The following is a 16,834-nucleotide window of genomic DNA, read 5'->3' as shown; positions in this document are numbered from 1 at the left end:
GTCTCTCCTCTCTGAGATGTCATCCAGACTACCGGATCGCGCGTGCATGGTCCGACCGTATTGCAGGCGGCAGATAGATGAATTTGCATGACGCGCGCATCGGCCGGGTCTAGAATGCACGGTATGCGCATGGATCCGTTCGACATCGCCATTCTTTCCGCACTTCAGGCCGACGGGGCGATGACAAATGCCGCGCTGTCCGAGAAGGTGAACCTGTCGGCCAGCCAGGTGTCGCGGCGGCGGCAGGCGCTGGAGGCGGCGGGGATCATCGAGGGCTACTCGGCGCGGCTGAACCTGCAGAAGCTGGGGTTCGGCGTGCGGGCGGTGACGCGGGTCAACCTTCGGCATCACGGCAAGGACCGGGAGGACGAATTCGCCCGGTTCATCGACGAGCGGCCCGAGATTTCGGTGGCGTTCTCCGTGTCAGGCGATGCCGACTATATCCTGGACATACGCGTCGTCGACCTGACGGCCTTTGCCGATTTCATCCATAATCACCTGCTGCCCCACCCGCAGGTGTCGCAGGTCCGGTCGGAGATCGTGTTGCGGACGATGAAGGATCGCGGCGGCGTGGCGCTCGATCATCGCGCGGGCGACGGGCCGCGCTGATCGACGCGCGGCCCCGGAACCCGGGGGCATCCCGGGGCCTCTCCCGTCCGGACCTTCAGGTGCCGGGGTTCGGCTGCGGTTCGTGAAAGGCGGGAATCCGGGCGCAAGCCGCGGCGACCCGCGCGATGGCCGGCAGATCGTCGAAGGGCGCGCCCCATCGCGTCGCGTTGTAAAGCTGCGGTATCAGGCACAGATCCGCCTGGGTCAGCTCCGTCCCGCAGCAATAGGGACCCTCCGGGCTCAGCATCCGTTCGACGGCTTCCAGCCCGGGGCGGATGAAGTGCCTCATCCAGTCGGCCTTGGCCGTCTCTGCCCCGGTCAGCGCCGCCGCGTGACTGGCGACGCGCAGGTTGCAGACGGGATGGATGTCGCAGGCGATCGCCTGGGCGATGGCGCGCATCCGGGCTGCCTGTGACGGGTCACGCGGTCGCAGGGTGACGCGGCCCGTATCCTCGAGATAGTCGAGGATCGCCAGGGACTGTGTCAGCCGCAGCCCGTCGATCTCGAGCACCGGGACCAGTCCTTGCGGGTTCAGCGCCAGATGTCCGGGGGATCGTTGATCCCCCTGGACCAGATCGACGGGGCGGCTCTCCCAGTCGAGTCCGGCGAGGGTCAGGGCGATCCTGATCCGCCAGCTCGCCGTGGACCGCCAGTAGTCGTAGAGCACGATCTTGCCCGGTTTTCCCGGTGCCAGTTCACCGCCCGCTGCGTCGCCATCCATGGCGCGCCCTCAGCCCTGCGCCCAGCCGGGCAGGTCGGCGGCCGGAAGGAGCTTGCCGGAACAGGCGCCGAAGCCGACGCGATACCCGTCGCCTTGTGCATGGCCCCGCAGGGTCAGCGTGTCGCCATCCTCGAGAAAGCTGCGCTGTTCGCCGCTGTCGAGCGTGACCGGAGTCTTGCCGCCCCAGCTCAGTTCCAGCAGGGAGCCGCGGCTGCCTTCGTCGGTTCCCGAAATCGTCCCGGAGCCGAGCAGGTCGCCCACCCGCATCGGGCAGCCGCTGGAGGTGTGGTGGCACAGCTGCTGCGCGGCGGAATAGTACATCTGGTCGTAATTCGTCCGCGAGATGACAGTCTCGTCCTTGCCCTCGGGGGCGAGCGTGACCTCCAGCGCGATGTCATAGAGCATCGGACCGGGCTCATGCAGATAGGGCAGCAGCGGCCGCTCGCGTTGCGGGGTGCTCTTCCGGAACGGCTCCAGCGCGGCGCGGGTCACGATCCAGGGGCTGATCGTGGTGGCCGTGGCCTTCGACTGGAACGGCCCCAGCGGCTGATACTCCCAGGCCTGGATATCGCGTGCGGACCAGTCGTTCAGCAGCACATAGCCGAAGATCATCTCGTCCGCCTCGGCCACGCTGACCATCCCCTGCGAGGGCTTGCCGACGATGGCGCCCATCTCCAGCTCGAGGTCGAAGCGGGCGCTGCGATCGAAGCGCGGCAGGTCTTCGTCGGCGCGCTTGACCTGCCCCCAGGGGCGCTGCACCGGCGTGCCCGAGACGACAATCGAGGAAGCCCGTCCGTTATAGCCGATCGGGACCGACAGCCAGTTCGGCGTCAGGGCATTCTCCGGCCCGCGGAACATCGTCCCGACATTGAACGCATGGTTCTTCGCCGCGTAGAAGTCGGTGTATTCGGTGACGCGGAAGGGCATCAGCAGCCTCACCCGGTCGAGCGGGATCAGATGCGGGGCGACGGCATCGCGATGCGTCTCGTCCCCCAGCAGCTGGGTCAGCCGGTCGCGCAGCGCCGCCCAGACCCCGGCCCCCGCTTCCATGACGGCATTCCACGACGGCTGGGCCAGAAGCCCCGCATCGAGCCCGTGGTCGACCTTGCCGAGGTCCAGGACGAAATCCCCGATGGCCACACCCATGCGGGCACCCTGCCCGTCGTCGAAGACGCCATAGGGCAGGTTGTTGAGGGGGAAATCGGTGTCGGGGGAGTTCGCGCTGTCCACCCAGCTTTTCATCAGCGTCATGACCTGTCCTTGATCGTCCATTGTAGAACCGGAAAGGCCGCGCGTCCGCGCCTTTCCGGAAAGCGTCTGTCCGGTGTCCGGCTCAGTCCCAGTTGCCTTCCCGGGTTCCGTCGAAGCGTTTCTTCAGGCTGGACCAGCAGTCGATGTAGTCGTCCTGAAGCGGCGCCTCGGTGGCGGCGAAGGTCGTCAGATGCTGCGGGAACCGGGTTTCGAACATGAAGCTCATCGTGTCGTCGAGCTTCCGGGGTTCGAGCTTGCCGAAGGTCGCCTTCTCGAAGGCCTCGTTGTCGGGCCCATGCGGCAGCATCATGTTGTGCAGGCTCATCCCGCCGGGGGCGAAGCCGTTGGGCTTGGCGTCGTATTCGCCGTAGATGTTGCCCATCAGTTCGGACATGACGTTCTTGTGGTACCACGGCGGGCGGAAGGTATCCTCCATCACCATCCAGCGTTCGCGGAACAGGACGAAGTCGATATTCGCCGTTCCCTCCACCCCGGACGGCGCGGTCAGCACGGTAAAGATCGACGGATCGGGATGATCGAACAGGATCGCGCCGATCGGGCAGTAGTTGCGCAGGTCGTATTTCACCGGCGCATAGTTGCCGTGCCAGGCCACCACGTCGAGCGGCGAATGGTCGATCCTCGTCTCGTGGAACTGTCCCTGCCACTTGATCGTCACGGTCGAGGGCGCGTCGCGGTCCTCGAACGCCGCGACCGGCGTCTTGAAATCGCGGCGGTTGGCCATGCAGTTGGCCCCGATGGGGCCGCGGCCGGGCAGGTCGAACTTCTGGCCATAGTTCTCGCAGACGAAGCCGCGGGCGGGGCCGTCGATCAGTTCGACGCGGTACAGCAGCCCGCGCGGCAGGATGGCGATCTCTTTCGGCTCGAGGTCGATGATCCCCAGCTCGGTGCAGAACCGCAGGCGGCCCTCCTGCGGCACCACCAGCAGCTCGCTGTCGGCCGAGTAGAAATAGGCATCTTCCATCGACTGCGTCACAAGGTAGATGTGGCTCGCCATGCCCGTCTGGGTATAGACGTCGCCCGCGGTGGTCATCGTCCGCATCCCGGTGATCCAGGTCAGCGGCGCGTCGGAATGCGGCACCGGATCCCAGCGGTACTGGCCGAGGCTGGTGACGTCGGGCAGGACGTTCGGCGCCGATTTCCAGTACGGCACGTCGATCTTTTCATAGCGGTGGCTGTGCTTGACCGAGGGCCGGATGCGGTAGCACCAGGTCCGCTCGTTCTGATGCGAGGGGGCGGTGAAGGCCGTTCCCGACAGCTGTTCGCCATACAGCCCGTAGGCGCATTTCTGGGGGCTGTTCCGGCCGACCGGCAGGGCGCCGGGCAGCGCCTCGGTTTCGAAGTCGTTCCCGAATCCGGGCATGTAGCCTTCGGCCAGGGCGCTGATCCCGGCGGCACGGGTCATGCCGGAAATCTTGCTCATATCGTTCATGGAAGGTCCTCCATCGACTGTCTGGCCCCAACCTGATAGTTGCTTTTGTAACTAACAAGCCGGGATTTCACGCATGACCGAGGATGACGGGTTCGAACTGTCCAGCTTCACGCCCTACCTTCTGAACCAGGCCGCCGAGGCGCAGAGCGTCGCCTTCGCCGCGATCTACCGGAACCGCTACGGGATGCTGCGGACAGAGTGGCGGGTGCTGTTCCATCTCGGGCGATATGGCCCGATGACGGCGAAGGACATCTCCACCAGCGCGCTGGTGCACAAGACGAAGATTTCCCGCGCCGTCCGCGCGCTGGAGCAGAAGCGGTTCCTGAAACGTGTCGAACGGCCGGGCGACGGGCGCAGCGAGTATCTGGTGCTGCGCCCGCCGGGGGAGGAGGCGTTCCGAGACCTCTGCCATGCGGCGCGCGAGCATGAGGCGCAGCTCGAGCGGCGGCTTGGCCAGCAGGATGCCCGGATGCTTCGGCAACTGCTGGTGAAGCTGCGCGAGACGTGAGCCGCGCACCGCCGGGGCAGCCTCGTTGGACGCCCCTCAGTGAAAGTCCCGCGACCCCGGGATGATCCGCGCCTGTCGCGGATGGCCGAGGGTGGGGGCGGGGACCTGGTTCTTCACCTCGTCCGCGCGGGCCAGCGGCGGCGACAGGCTGCGGTCCGACAGGCGCATCAGCACATCGCTGCGATCCAGCAGGGACTCGACCACCACATGGGTCACGCCCGAGGCCGCGTCGCGCTGGATCCGGCCCGTGACCTGCATCAGCCGGGCGGTCATGATCACCTTGCGGAACGCCTCCATCACCTTGGGCCAGACCACCAGATTGGCGACGCCGGTCTCGTCCTCCAGCGTGATGAAGCAGACGCCCTTGGCGCTGCCGGGTCGCTGGCGCACCAGCACCAGCCCGGCCATCCGCAGGCGGCGGTTGTCGGCGATCCGGTTCAGGTCGGCGGCGGCGACGAAGCCCTGCGCGGTCAGGCTGGCGCGCAGGAAGGACATCGGATGCGCCTTCAGCGACAGGCGCAGGGTCTGGTAGTCGGCCACCACATGTTCGCAGAGCGGCATCCGCGGCAGGCGGGCGGGGGGCTCGCCGCCCTCGTCCCGCCCGGAGCCGAACAGCGGCAGGTCGGGCGCATCCCGCAGCGCCCGCGCCTCCCACAGCGCGGCGCGGCGGTCCAGGCCCATCGACCGGACGGTATCGGCCGCCGCCAGCGCGCGGATCGTCCGCCCGTTCAGCCCCGCCCGGCGGGCCAGATCGGCCAGGCTGGCGAAGGGTTCGTCCCGGGCACGGATCAGCCGCTCCGCCGCCTCGCGTCCGATGCCATCCACCTGCCGCAGCCCCAGCCGCAGGGCAAAGCCGGTGCCGCCGGGTTCCAGCGTATTGTCCCACTCGCTGAGGTTCACATCCGCCGGCCGCAGCTCCACCCCGTGTTCGCGCGCATCGCGGACGATCTGCGCCGGCGCGTAGAAGCCCATCGGCTGCGCGTTCAGCAGCGCACAGGCAAAGGCCGCCGGATAATGGCATTTCAGCCAGCTCGAGACATAGACCAGCAGCGCGAAGCTGACGGCGTGGCTTTCGGGAAAGCCGTATTCGCCAAAGCCCTTGATCTGGTCGAAGCACCGTTGCGCGAAGACCGGGTCATAGCCCCGCCCGGTCATCCGGCCGACCATCAGCTGTTCCAGTTCCGCGATCGTGCCCCGCGACCGAAAGGTTGCCATGGCGCGGCGCAGGCGGTTGGCCTCTTCCGGGGTGAATTTCGCCGCGTCCATGGCGATCTTCATCGCCTGTTCCTGGAAGATCGGGACGCCGAGCGTGCGCTGCAGGATGTTCTTCAGTTCGTCCTGCGGATGTTCCGGCCCCGGCGCGGGATAGTCCACCGGCTCGGCCCCGCTGCGCCGGCGCAGATAGGGATGCACCATGTCGCCCTGGATCGGGCCGGGGCGGACGATGGCGACCTCGATCACGAGGTCATAGAACCGTCGCGGCCTGAGCCGGGGCAGCATGTTCATCTGCGCGCGGCTTTCCACCTGGAAGACGCCGATACTGTCGCCCCGGCACAGCATGTCATAGGTGGCCGTGTCGTCGGGCGGGATCGAGGCAAGGTCATGAACGATGCCGTAATGCGCCGTCAGCAGATCGAGGCATTTGCGGATGCAGGTCAGCATCCCCAGGGCCAGGACGTCGATCTTCAGGATGCCCAGTTCGTCGATATCGTCCTTGTCCCATTCGATGAAGCTGCGTTCGGGCATCGCCGCATTGCCGATCGGCACGGTGTCGTGCAGCGCGCCTTCGGTCAGGACGAAGCCGCCGACATGCTGGCCGAGGTGGCGGGGCAGGCCGATCATCTGTTCGGCCAGCCGGATCGCGCGCGACATCAGCGGGTCGGTCAGGTCGATCCCCGCCTCGCGGCTGTTGGCCTCGCCCATGCTGGTGCCCCAGCTGCCCCAGACGGTCTTTGCCAGCGCCGCCGTCACGTCCTCGGACAGGCCCATCGCCTTGCCGACGTCGCGGATGGCCGACCGGGGGCGATAGTGGATGACGGTGGCGCACAGCCCGGCCCGATGGCGGCCATAGCGGTCATAGATGTGCTGGATCACCTCCTCGCGCCGCTCGTGTTCGAAATCCACGTCGATGTCGGGCGGCTCGTCCCGGTCGATGCTGATGAAGCGTTCGAACAGCATCTCCTGCTCGGCCGGATCGACCGAGGTGATGCCCAGCACGAAACAGACGGCCGAATTCGCCGCCGATCCGCGGCCCTGGCACAGGATGCCCCGCGCCCGGGCCCAGCAGACGATCTCGTGGATGGTCAGGAAATACTGGGGCAGCTTCTTCAGCGCGATGATGGCCAGTTCCTTTTCCAGCAGCCCGCGCACCTTCTGCGACAGGCCCGCGGGATAGCGGTCCGCCGCGCCGGCCCATGTCAGCTTTTCCAGCTGGCTTTGCGGCGTTTCGCCCGGGGGCACGGTTTCCAGCGGGTAGTGATAGGCCAGTTCCCGCAGGTCGAAGGCGCAGGCATCGGCGACCTCGCGCGTGGCGCGGATGGCATGGGGCCAGTCGGCGAACAGCCGCGCCATCTCGGCCGGCGATTTCAGGTGGCGTTCCGCATTGGCATCCAGCAGGAAGCCGGCCTTGTGGATCGTGGTCTTCTCGCGGATGCAGGTCATCACGTCCTGCAGCGGGCGGCGGTCGGGGGCGTGGTAATGCACGTCGTTGGTGGCGAGGATCGACAGGCCGTGCCGGCGGGCCAGCCGGTCCAGCCGGTTGATCCGCGCCCGGTCGTCGCCCCGGTAAAGGCAGCTGACGGCGACATGGCGCAGGCCCGGCAGGCGGCGGACCAGCCCGGCCAGCCGGCGGGGCAGCATCGCATCCGGCAGCACGATCAGCTGCACCCCTTCGGCATGGGCGGCCAGATCGGCCAAGGTGATCTCGCACAGGCCCTTGGCCTGCCAGTCGCCGGACATGTCCTTCCGCTTGCCCTTGGTCAGCAGCGTGCAGAGCCGGCCATAGGCGGCCCGGTCGCGGGGATAGGCGAGGAATTCCTCGCCCGTCACCAGCCGCAGCCGGCAGCCGATGACCGGGCGCAGGCCGGTGCGCCGCGCGGCGGCATGCAGGCGCACCACGCCGGCCATCGTGTTCAGGTCGGCCACCCCAAGCGCGTCATAGCCGAGCACATGCGCGGTCACGGCCAGTTCGATGGCCTCGGACGCGCCGCGCAGGAAGGAAAAGGCGGTGGTGACGCCCAGTTCGACATAATCGGCCCGCGGGTTCGGGGGGAAGTCGCCGGTCAGTGTCTTGCGCAGGGGGCGGGGGTCGCTGTCGGGCATCAGGCAAAGATCCCGTGCAGGAACCAGCGGGGGGGGCCGCCGCGGCCATCGTCATGCAGCCCGTCGCGATACAGCCAGAATCGGTGGCCCTCGCTGTCCTCGACCTTGAAATAGTCGCGCAGGCGGGTACCGGGCCGGTCCTGCCACCATTCCGGCGCCACCCGTTCCGGCCCCTGAAACCGGGCGACGCGATAGCTGCGCCGCCGCCACTGGAACTGCGCGGGCGGACCTTCGGGCACGGCATAGAGCACGCGGATCTCCTCGGGGCGCTCCAGCAGGCGCTGCGGCCGTTCGGCACGCTCCGGCGCGGGGTCGGCGGCTACAGGACCGGCCGGCAGCGGGGCGGCCCGCGCCTCGGCCCGTTCCGGGACATGGCTGGCCACCGGCGCCAGCCGGGTGACGGCATCGCGGCCGAACCGCGCCGTCAGCCGGTCCACCAGATGCGACAGGTCCAGCCCCGGATCGGCCCCGCCCGCCAGATCGGCCTGCCGGGGGGCGAGCGGTTCCGTCACCGGCGCCTCGAGCGCGATCAGGTCGAAGCCATAGCCGGGGTCGATCCGTTCCAGCCGGTCGCGGAACAGGAAGGCCAGATGCGCCGGGTCGCGGCTCGGCAGGGCGCAGGCGGCCTCGATCCGGCCGACCTCGCCATCGGTGCGATAGACGCTCAGCCGCAGGCGGCGGGCGCCGTGACGGGCCGCGGACAGGCGATCGCACAGCGCCTCGCACAGCCGCGGCAGATGCGGGCCGGGGTCGAAGACCGGCTCGGCCAGCCGCAGATCGGCGCGAAACACCGGCGGTGCCCCGGGCGGCGAGACGGGTTCGGGCCGGTGGCCCGTCATCTGGTCCAGCCGGATCAGCGGGTTCAGCGAGGGCTCGGGCCGGGTGAAGCGGCGCGCCAGCGACAGGCGGGGCAGGGCGGCCAGATCGCCGATCCGCTGCAGGCCCAGCCGGTTCAGCAGCAGCACCGTCCGGCCCTCCAGCCGCAGCGCCGCCACCGGCAGCGGCGCCGGATCGGCGTCGATCGCCGGCGCTGTCCCCTGTCCCGGCGCGAACCGCGCCAGCGCCCAGGCGGCGCCCCAGGTCGGCGCCAGCGCCGCGCGGGCGGAAAATCCCAGATGGCCCAGCTCTGCCTCGATCGTGGCCAGCATCGCGGCCTCGCCGCCCCACAGATGGTCGGACCCGGTGGTGTCGAGGATCAGCCCCGCGCCCTCGACCCCGCCATCGGGATCGGCCACGGTCCAGGGGCACCAACGCCGCGCCCAGAGGGCCAGCCGCTCCAGCGTGGCGCGATCCCCGGCCGGATCGGCGGGGCTGGTCCGCAGGTCGGGGCAGAGCGCCCGCATGTCGGCCAGCCTTGCGCCCGGAGTGACCCCGGCCAGATGCGCGGCCCCGTTCACGGCATGGATTACCGGCCCATGCGCAGCCTCCGCCACCAGCGCCTGCGGCAGGTCAGCGGGCGCCGTGCCGCCGGTCCGGTCCTGCCGCCTCTGCCACCGCTCCATCGGGAAATGCGGCAACCAGATCGAGACGATTCGACGTGCCCCGCTCATGGCCCCGTTCATGGCCCCGCTCATGGCGCGCCACCCATGCCCCGGGCGGCCGGTCGCGCGAGCGGAACAGTTCCACCCGCCAGCAGGGATCGCCCGGCGCCTGCGGATCGTCCGGGTCGGGGGCCGAAGGCAGCGTGGCCACGCGCCACCGGTCGCGCGCGGCACTGAGATCGGCGGTCGCCGCCTGCCGGATCAGCCAGCAGGGTACGGCCGCCGCCCCGGCGCGCAGGGCCAGCCGCTTCGACGCGGTGAAGCTCGCCGCCGGGGGATTGCCGTGAAGTTCGGCGACCACCGCGCCCAGGGCCCGGCAGCGCAGCCCCTCCTCGATGGCGGCCATCACGTCGGCCGGTCTCGACAGCCGCATGACCAGCAGCGGCCGGTCGAGCCCCAGCCCCGCCAGATAGGGCCGCCCGGTTTCGGACTGCGCGAGCCTCTCTTGGATCCACAGGACGGGGGCCGCCCCGCGACCCAGTTGCGCCAGCACGAATCCCGCCGCCGCCGCCTCGGCACCGGCGGCGGGGAACACCTCGCACAGGGTCGGGCCCGGTCGCCGCACCGGCCCCCCCGGATGCCGCGACTGTGCCGCAGGAAAGATGTCGGTCTGGAACATGACGCACGGAATCATCCCTGATGTTCTTGTTCTGTTCTAGTCCCGCTGGGCCGGTCCGGCAAGTCCGGCGGGCGCGGGAAGCCGCCGCCTCACCGCGCGGAACACGGCGCGGTGTCTTGCGTATCATCTCGGGCTATGGCCCATAGGGACGGATCGGCCGCCCCGCCGCCGGAAGGCGGGCAGGCGGCCCCAGAGATGGCAGGACAGATGCAGCGGTACGAATACAAGGTCGTTCCTTCCCCCGCGCGGGGCGAGAAGGCGCGGGGGCTGAAGACCACGGGCGAGCGCTTCGCCCATGCCCTGACGCTTCTGATGAACGAGATGGCGCGCGACGGCTGGGAATACCTGCGCGCCGACACGCTGCCCTGCGAAGAGCGGACCGGCCTGACCAGCCGCAGCACCACCTATCAGAACCTGCTGGTCTTCCGCCGGGTCGCGGCCGAGACGGCGGCGCTGGACCTGCCCAAGGCGCTGGCCCCGCCGGTGGAACGGCCCGCCGATCCCCCCGTGCCGCAGGCCGCGGCCGCCACGCCGCGGCCCGAGGTCGCCGCCCCCGTTTCGCAAGACCGCGTTTCGCAAGACCGCCTCCCGGCCGAGGCGCCGGACGCCGCCGCGCCGCGCCCGGCGCCGGAACTGTCGGTCAATGCGCCCCTGGGCGAGGCGCCCCGGCTGGACAGCGCGCCCGAAGCCGGCCGCGCCCCGAAGCTGGGCCCCGCGGACTGACAGCCACCTGCGGCCCGGACCCGCGGTTCAGCCGTCGAGATCCAGCGCCAGCGCGTGCAGCCGCAGCATGATCGCGGGGCCAAGCGCCTCGTGCACGGCGCGGTGGCGGGCGACGCGCGGCATCGGGCGCAGCGCCGGCGCCCGCATCCGTACGCGGAAATGCGTCTCGCCCTCCTCGCGCCAGCCGGAATGGCCGCGGTGGCGATGGCTTTCGTCGGCGACGTCCAGTTCGGCCGGATCGAAGACCTGCTGCAGCCGGACATGAATCTCGTCGGCAAGGGTCATCGTCCGCTCCACTCCGCTGCTGTCATTGCCCGTGCCACCTCCGGGGCCGAGGCCGCCACCGCCCGGCGAAAAACGCGCGGATCGGGCACCTCCCCCTTCAAAGCCGCCCGAAAAACCCTAAACTCCCCTCTCCGAGTCGAGAAGCTGGATGATGACCAGCAGGGCAGCGAAACGCAGGACGGCAGGCAGCTCATGACGAAGAACGATCCATTCGGTTTCGACCTGCGCGTGTCTGCGGACAAGAAGCGCCGTACCAAGGGCAAGCGCGGCATGTCCGGCGCCTTCGAGACCTCGACCCGCGAATGCGACCATCCGGGCTGCCAGGAACAGGGCAAGTACCGCGCCCCGAAATCGCCGGACCATCTGGACGAATATTTCTGGTTCTGCCGCGATCATGTGCGCGAATACAACCTGAAATGGAACTTCTTTCAGGGCAGCACCGAAGAGGAATTCGCCCAGTTCATCGACAAGGACCGCGTCTGGGGGCGCGAGACCAAGCCATTCGGCCCGCGCGGCGACGAGGGGCGGGCCTGGTCCCGGCTGGGGGTCGACGACCCGATGGAAATCCTCGGCACGAATGCCACCCAGAACCCCGGCCGCGTCGCGCCCTCGGGTGCCACGCGCAAGCTGCCGCCGACCGAACGCAAGGCGCTCGAGATCCTCGATGCCCGCGACACCTGGACCCGGGTCGAGATCCGCAAGCAGTACAAGAGCCTGGTGAAGGACCTGCATCCCGACATGAACGGCGGCGACCGGTCCGACGAGGACCGCCTGCAAGAGGTCGTCTGGGCCTGGGACCAGATCAAGGACAGCCGCAACTTCCGCGACGCCTGAGCGCAGCGCCCGGACCCGCCTTGCACCCCCGGCGGATATGTTCCATCAATCCGGGAATGGAAGACCGGTGGTCCTGCGGCCACGGACGAAGGCGCATGCCGGGCCGGACCCGGCAGGGAAGGACGCATGGCTGACGGAATGCTCGACATCAACGCGAAACCGACCGAAGAGATCTCGGTCCGCGAAGTCTTCGGGGTCGATACCGAGATGAAGGTGAAGGGCTTTGCCGAACGCTCGGCCCGGGTGCCCGATCTCGACCCGACCTACAAGTTCGATCCGGACACCACGCTCGCCATCCTCGCCGGCTTTGCCTACAACCGCCGGGTGATGATCCAGGGCTATCACGGCACCGGCAAGTCCACCCATATCGAACAGGTGGCCGCCCGGCTGAACTGGCCCTGCGTGCGGGTGAACCTCGACAGCCATGTCAGCCGGATCGACCTGATCGGCAAGGACGCGATCAAGCTGGTGGACGGCAAGCAGGTGACGGTGTTCCACGAGGGCATCCTGCCCTGGGCGCTGCGCAACCCCACCGCCATCGTCTTCGACGAATACGATGCCGGCCGGGCCGACGTGATGTTCGTCATCCAGCGCGTGCTGGAGGCCGAGGGCAAGCTGACGCTCCTGGACCAGAACGAGGTGATCTCGCCCAATCCCTGCTTCCGGCTGTTCGCCACCGCCAACACCGTGGGCCTGGGCGACACCACCGGCCTCTATCACGGCACCCAGCAAATCAACCAGGGCCAGATGGACCGCTGGAGCCTGGTGGCGACGCTGAACTACCTCAGCCACGATGCCGAGGCGGCGATCGTGCTGTCGAAGGCGCCGCAATACAATACCGAGAAGGGCCGGCGCGAGATCAGCCAGATGGTGACGGTCGCGGACCTGACCCGCACCGCCTTCATGAACGGCGACCTGTCCACGGTGATGAGCCCGCGCACGGTCATCGCCTGGGCGCAGAACAACCTGATCTTCCGCAATATCGGCTATGCGTTCCGGCTGACCTTCCTCAACAAGTGCGACGAGCTGGAACGGCAGACGGTGGCCGAGTTCTACCAGCGCTGCTTCGGTGAGGAACTGCCGGAAAGCGCGGCCAGCCAGGCGGTGCGCTGACGGGACGGCAGGGCGGGGGGCCAGCCCCCCGCGCCCGTTCCGGGCGCCCCCCCGGGATATTTGGGAACAGAAGATGGGGCGGGCGCGGCCGCGTGACCGGGCCGGCCGCCGAACCAGCAGCGGACAGGCGACGCGATGAGCAAACCCAGCGACAACCCCGCCGATCCGTTCAAGAAGGCGCTGGCCGAGGCGACGAAAACCCTGGCCGACGACCCCGAGATGACGGTCAGCTATTCGGTCGACCCGCCGGGGATGACCGCCGACAGCATGCGCCTGCCGCAGGTCAGCCGCCGGATGACGCGGGACGAGGTGCTGCTGGCCCGCGGCACGGCCGATGCCTTCGCGCTGCGCCGCCGCCATCACGACGCGGGCGTGTTCAATCGCTATGCGCCGCAGGGGCCGATGGCGCGCGACCTCTACGACGCGATGGAAACGGCGCGTTGCGAGGCCGTGGGCGCGCGCGACATGCCGGGCACGCTGGGCAATATCGACGCCAAGATCCAGGCCGAGGCGGAACGCAAGGGCTATGGCCAGATCCGGCAGGCCTCGGACGCGCCGCTGGCGCAGGCGGCAGGCTATCTGGTGCGGCATCTGGCGACGGGCCGGCCGCTGCCCCCCGCCGCCGCCAATGTGATGGAGCTGTGGCGCCCCTTCATCGAGGGGCAGGCGCAGGGCAGCCTCGACGGGCTGAACGACACGCTGGCCGATCAGGCCGCCTTCGCCCGGCTGGCGCGGCGGATGATCTCGGACCTCGGCTATGGCGACCAGCTGGGCGAAGACCCGGACGCGCCCGACGAGGATGCGGGCGACGAGGCCGAGCCGGAGGAACAGGAAGAGGCGGGCGACAACCAGTCGCGCGACCAGGACCAGCAGGACGAGGCCGAGGCCAGCCCCGAACGCAGCCAGGAGGCCGAGCAGGACCAGAGCCAGGCCCAGGTCAGCATGGACGAGATGGCCGATACCGAGGCCAGCGAGGAGGCGGAACTGCCCGAGGGCGATGCCCCGCAGGAGCCGCCGCCGCCCGCGCCCTGGTCGGATGCCGACCCGAACTACAAGGTCTTCACCACCGAACATGACGAGGAGACCCGCGCCGAGGATCTGGCCGAACCCGCGGAACTGGAACGTCTGCGCGCCTATCTCGACCAGCAGCTCGACCCGCTGAAGGGCGCGGTCAGCCGGCTGGCGAACAAGCTGCAGCGCCGGCTGCAGGCGCAGCAAAGCCGCAGCTGGGAATTCGACCGCGAGGAGGGGATCCTGGATGCCGGGCGGCTGGCGCGGGTGGTGGCGAACCCGACCACGCCCCTGTCCTTCAAGATCGAGAAGGACACCGAGTTCCGCGACACGGTGGTGACGCTGCTGATCGACAATTCCGGGTCGATGCGCGGGCGGCCGATCTCCATCGCCGCGATCTGCGCCGATGTGCTGGCCCGGACGCTGGAACGCTGTCAGGTGAAGGTGGAAATCCTTGGCTTCACCACCCGGGCCTGGAAGGGCGGGCAGAGCCGCGAGACATGGGTGCAGCAGGGCCGGCCGCAGCAGCCGGGCCGGCTGAACGACCTGCGCCACATCGTCTACAAGGCGGCAGATGCGCCGTGGCGGCGGGTGCGGTCGAACCTGGGGCTGATGATGAAGGAAGGCCTGCTGAAGGAGAATATCGACGGCGAGGCGCTGGAATGGGCGCATCGGCGGATGGTAGGCCGGCCCGAGGCGCGCAAGATCCTGATGGTGATTTCGGACGGGGCGCCGGTGGACGATTCCACCCTGTCGGTGAACGCCGCCAACTTCCTGGAAAAACACCTGCGCGACGTGATCGCGATGGTGGAAAAGCGGCGGGCGGTGGAGCTGATCGCCATCGGTATCGGCCATGACGTGACCCGCTATTACCAGCGCGCGGTGACGATCACCGATGTGGAGCAGCTGGCGGGGGCGATGACCGAACAGCTGGCAAGCCTGTTCGACGCCGATCCCCGCGCCCGGGCGCGGGTGCTGGGGATGAAGAAGGTGGCGGGGTTCCGGTGATGTTCCAGACCTTCACCGCCGCAACCAGCCCCGAAACCGGCGCCCCGCGCCTTGCCGCGCTGAGGGCGCATCTGGCCGCGCAGGGTCTGGACGGCTTCCTCGTCCCGCGCGCCGATGCCTGGCAGGGCGAATATGTCAGCCCCCGCGACGAACGGCTGGCCTGGCTGACCGGCTTCACCGGCTCGGCCGGGTTCGCCATCGTGCTGCCCGAGATGGCCGGGGTCTTCGTCGACGGGCGGTACCGGGTGCAGGTCAAGGCGCAGGTGGACCTTGCGGTCTTCACCCCGGTCGCCTGGCCCGAGACGCGGGCGGCGGACTGGCTGCGGGCCAATCTGCCCGGCGGCGGGGGCATCGGCTTCGACCCCTGGCTGCACACGGCGAAGGAAATCGCCGAGATCGAGGCGGGCCTCGCCGGCAGCGCCATCCGTCTGGTGCCGGTGGCCAATGCCGTCGATGCGGTCTGGCCGGATCAGCCGGCCCCCGCCCGCGGGCAGGTGGTTCTGCAGCCGCCCGAGGTGGCTGGCGACAGCGCCGAGGCGAAGCTGTCGCAGATCGCGGGCGCCCTGCGGGCGGCCGGGCAGGCGGCGGCGGTGCTGACCCTGCCGGATTCCATCGCCTGGCTGCTGAACCTGCGCGGATCGGACATTCCGCGCAACCCGGTGGTGCAGGCCTTCGCCATCCTCGACGCCTCGGGCAAGCTGGACCTGTTCATCGACCGCGACAAGCTGGCCGGGGTCACGCTGCCGGCGGGGGTACGCCTCCATGCGCCCGACAGTTTCCGCGCCGCGCTGCAGGGCCTGTCCGGGCCGGTGCGTGTCGATCCGGCGAGCGCGCCCCTGCAGGTGTTCCGCGAACTGGAACAGGCCGGGCGGCTGCAGGGCGACGGCATCCCCGTGGCCCGGGCCGAGGATCCCTGCATCCTGCCCAAGGCCCGCAAGAGCCCCGCAGAACTGGCCGCGACGACCGAGGCGCATTTGCGCGACGGTGCGGCGATGTGCGAATTCCTCGCCTGGCTCGATGCCGAGGCGCCGAAGGGCCACCTGACGGAAATCGCGGTGGTCACGGCGCTGGAAGGCTTTCGCCGCGCCACCAACGCGCTGAAGGACATCAGCTTCGACACGATCTGCGGGGCGGGACCGAACGGCGCCATCGTGCATTACCGCGTGACGCATGAGACGGATCGCCCGGTCCGGCCCGACGAATTGCTGCTGGTGGATTCGGGCGGGCAATATGTGGACGGGACGACCGACATCACCCGCACTGTCGCCGTGGGCGAGGTCGGCGCACTGGAAAAGGAATGCTTCACCCGCGTGTTGCAGGGGATGATCGCGGTCAGCCGCCTGCGCTGGCCCGAGGGACGCGCGGGCCGCGATCTCGAGGCGGTCGCGCGCTATCCGCTGTGGCTGGCCGGGCTCGACTACGACCATGGCACCGGGCATGGCGTGGGCGTCTATCTTTGCGTGCATGAGGGGCCGGCGCGGCTGTCGCGCCTGTCCGACGTGCCGCTGGAACCCGGGATGATCCTGTCGAACGAGCCGGGCTATTACCGCGAGGGCGCCTTCGGTATCCGGATCGAGAACCTCGTCACGGTCGAACGCGCCCCCGCGCTTGCCGGGGCCGATGACCGGGCGATGCTGGCCTTCCGCACCCTGACCTTCGTGCCGATCGACCGGCGGCTGATCCTGCCCGGAATGCTGTCGCCGGGAGAGCGCGACTGGATCGACGCCTATCACGCCGAGGTCGCGGCGAAGATTGCGCCGCGCCTGTCCGGTGCGGCGCGCGACTGGCTGATGCAGGCGACGGCGCCGGTCTGACCCGCCGGTCGGCCGGCGCCCGCCGC

The 16,834-nt window shown here is 69.4% G+C and carries 14 protein-coding genes; 7 read left to right on the top strand and 7 right to left on the bottom strand.

Going from position 1 to position 16,834, the window contains the following annotated elements; translation table 11 throughout:
* The first annotated feature begins 129 nt into the window (after window positions 1–129).
* Window positions 130–609: an Lrp/AsnC family transcriptional regulator gene (locus EEY80_RS18465; RefSeq protein WP_235829910.1), complete on the top strand. Its 480-nt coding sequence runs from the start codon at window positions 130–132 to the stop codon at window positions 607–609.
* A gap of 55 nt (window positions 610–664) precedes the next feature.
* Here EEY80_RS18465 and maiA read toward each other — a convergent pair whose 3' ends face one another.
* The 3 genes from maiA to hmgA all read right to left on the bottom strand — a co-directional run bounded on the left by maiA (window position 665) and on the right by hmgA (window position 4,031).
* Window positions 665–1,330 (bottom strand): maleylacetoacetate isomerase, encoded by a 666-nt coding sequence (gene maiA, locus EEY80_RS18460; RefSeq protein WP_126979124.1) that lies wholly within the window; start codon window positions 1,328–1,330, stop codon window positions 665–667.
* A 9-nt stretch (window positions 1,331–1,339) separates the two neighbouring features.
* A complete protein-coding gene (fahA, locus tag EEY80_RS18455; protein WP_126979122.1) occupies window positions 1,340–2,581 on the bottom strand; it encodes a fumarylacetoacetase in 1,242 nt (413 codons plus the stop codon).
* Between the two features lie 82 nt (window positions 2,582–2,663).
* A complete protein-coding gene (hmgA, locus tag EEY80_RS18450; protein WP_126979120.1) occupies window positions 2,664–4,031 on the bottom strand; it encodes a homogentisate 1,2-dioxygenase in 1,368 nt (455 codons plus the stop codon).
* A gap of 73 nt (window positions 4,032–4,104) precedes the next feature.
* On the opposite strand from hmgA, the gene EEY80_RS18445 reads away from it, so the two are divergent.
* The gene (locus EEY80_RS18445; protein ID WP_126979118.1) at window positions 4,105–4,539 is read left to right on the top strand and encodes a MarR family winged helix-turn-helix transcriptional regulator; all 435 of its coding nucleotides are present in this window, start codon (window positions 4,105–4,107) and stop codon (window positions 4,537–4,539) included.
* Window positions 4,540–4,575: 36 nt separating this feature from the next.
* Here EEY80_RS18445 and EEY80_RS18440 read toward each other — a convergent pair whose 3' ends face one another.
* From EEY80_RS18440 to EEY80_RS18430, 3 genes are read right to left on the bottom strand one after another with little or no spacing between them, the layout of a single operon-like run.
* Window positions 4,576–7,860: an error-prone DNA polymerase gene (locus EEY80_RS18440; protein ID WP_126979116.1), complete on the bottom strand. Its 3,285-nt coding sequence runs from the start codon at window positions 7,858–7,860 to the stop codon at window positions 4,576–4,578.
* Entirely contained in the window at window positions 7,860–9,410 is a 1,551-nt protein-coding gene (locus tag EEY80_RS18435; RefSeq protein ID WP_126979114.1) for a Y-family DNA polymerase, read from the bottom strand. The genes EEY80_RS18440 and EEY80_RS18435 overlap by 1 nt, the downstream gene beginning before the upstream one ends.
* Window positions 9,310–10,020 carry a hypothetical protein gene (locus tag EEY80_RS18430; RefSeq protein ID WP_126979112.1) on the bottom strand — a complete coding sequence of 237 codons (711 nt, stop codon included), beginning with the start codon at window positions 10,018–10,020 and terminating at the stop codon, window positions 9,310–9,312. Before EEY80_RS18430 ends, EEY80_RS18435 begins: the two co-directional genes overlap by 101 nt.
* A gap of 195 nt (window positions 10,021–10,215) precedes the next feature.
* On the opposite strand from EEY80_RS18430, the gene EEY80_RS18425 reads away from it, so the two are divergent.
* Complete coding sequence (locus tag EEY80_RS18425; protein ID WP_407920745.1) at window positions 10,216–10,743, top strand: DUF4177 domain-containing protein; 528 nt, start codon at window positions 10,216–10,218, stop codon at window positions 10,741–10,743.
* 27 nt (window positions 10,744–10,770) lie between these two features.
* Here the strand turns inward: EEY80_RS18425 and EEY80_RS18420 are convergent, their stop codons facing one another.
* On the bottom strand, window positions 10,771–11,028 hold the full coding sequence (locus tag EEY80_RS18420) for a BolA family protein (protein WP_126979110.1): 258 nt from the start codon (window positions 11,026–11,028) through the stop codon (window positions 10,771–10,773).
* A gap of 192 nt (window positions 11,029–11,220) precedes the next feature.
* On the opposite strand from EEY80_RS18420, the gene EEY80_RS18415 reads away from it, so the two are divergent.
* From EEY80_RS18415 to EEY80_RS18400, 4 genes are all read left to right on the top strand, one after another.
* Complete coding sequence (locus EEY80_RS18415) at window positions 11,221–11,862, top strand: J domain-containing protein (protein WP_126979108.1); 642 nt, start codon at window positions 11,221–11,223, stop codon at window positions 11,860–11,862.
* A gap of 126 nt (window positions 11,863–11,988) precedes the next feature.
* Window positions 11,989–12,975, top strand: a complete 987-nt coding sequence (gene cobS / locus EEY80_RS18410) for a cobaltochelatase subunit CobS (RefSeq protein ID WP_235829909.1) — start codon at window positions 11,989–11,991, stop codon at window positions 12,973–12,975.
* 135 nt (window positions 12,976–13,110) lie between these two features.
* Window positions 13,111–14,994 carry a cobaltochelatase subunit CobT gene (cobT, locus tag EEY80_RS18405; RefSeq protein ID WP_126979106.1) on the top strand — a complete coding sequence of 628 codons (1,884 nt, stop codon included), beginning with the start codon at window positions 13,111–13,113 and terminating at the stop codon, window positions 14,992–14,994.
* On the top strand, window positions 14,994–16,808 hold the full coding sequence (locus EEY80_RS18400; RefSeq protein ID WP_126979104.1) for an aminopeptidase P family protein: 1,815 nt from the start codon (window positions 14,994–14,996) through the stop codon (window positions 16,806–16,808). Before cobT ends, EEY80_RS18400 begins: the two co-directional genes overlap by 1 nt.
* Window positions 16,809–16,834: the final 26 nt, after the last annotated feature.

It is taken from the genome of Frigidibacter oleivorans, from assembly GCF_003993775.1.
Lineage (GTDB): Bacteria > Pseudomonadota > Alphaproteobacteria > Rhodobacterales > Rhodobacteraceae > Frigidibacter > Frigidibacter oleivorans.
This window is presented reverse-complemented; position numbering and strand designations above follow the sequence as displayed.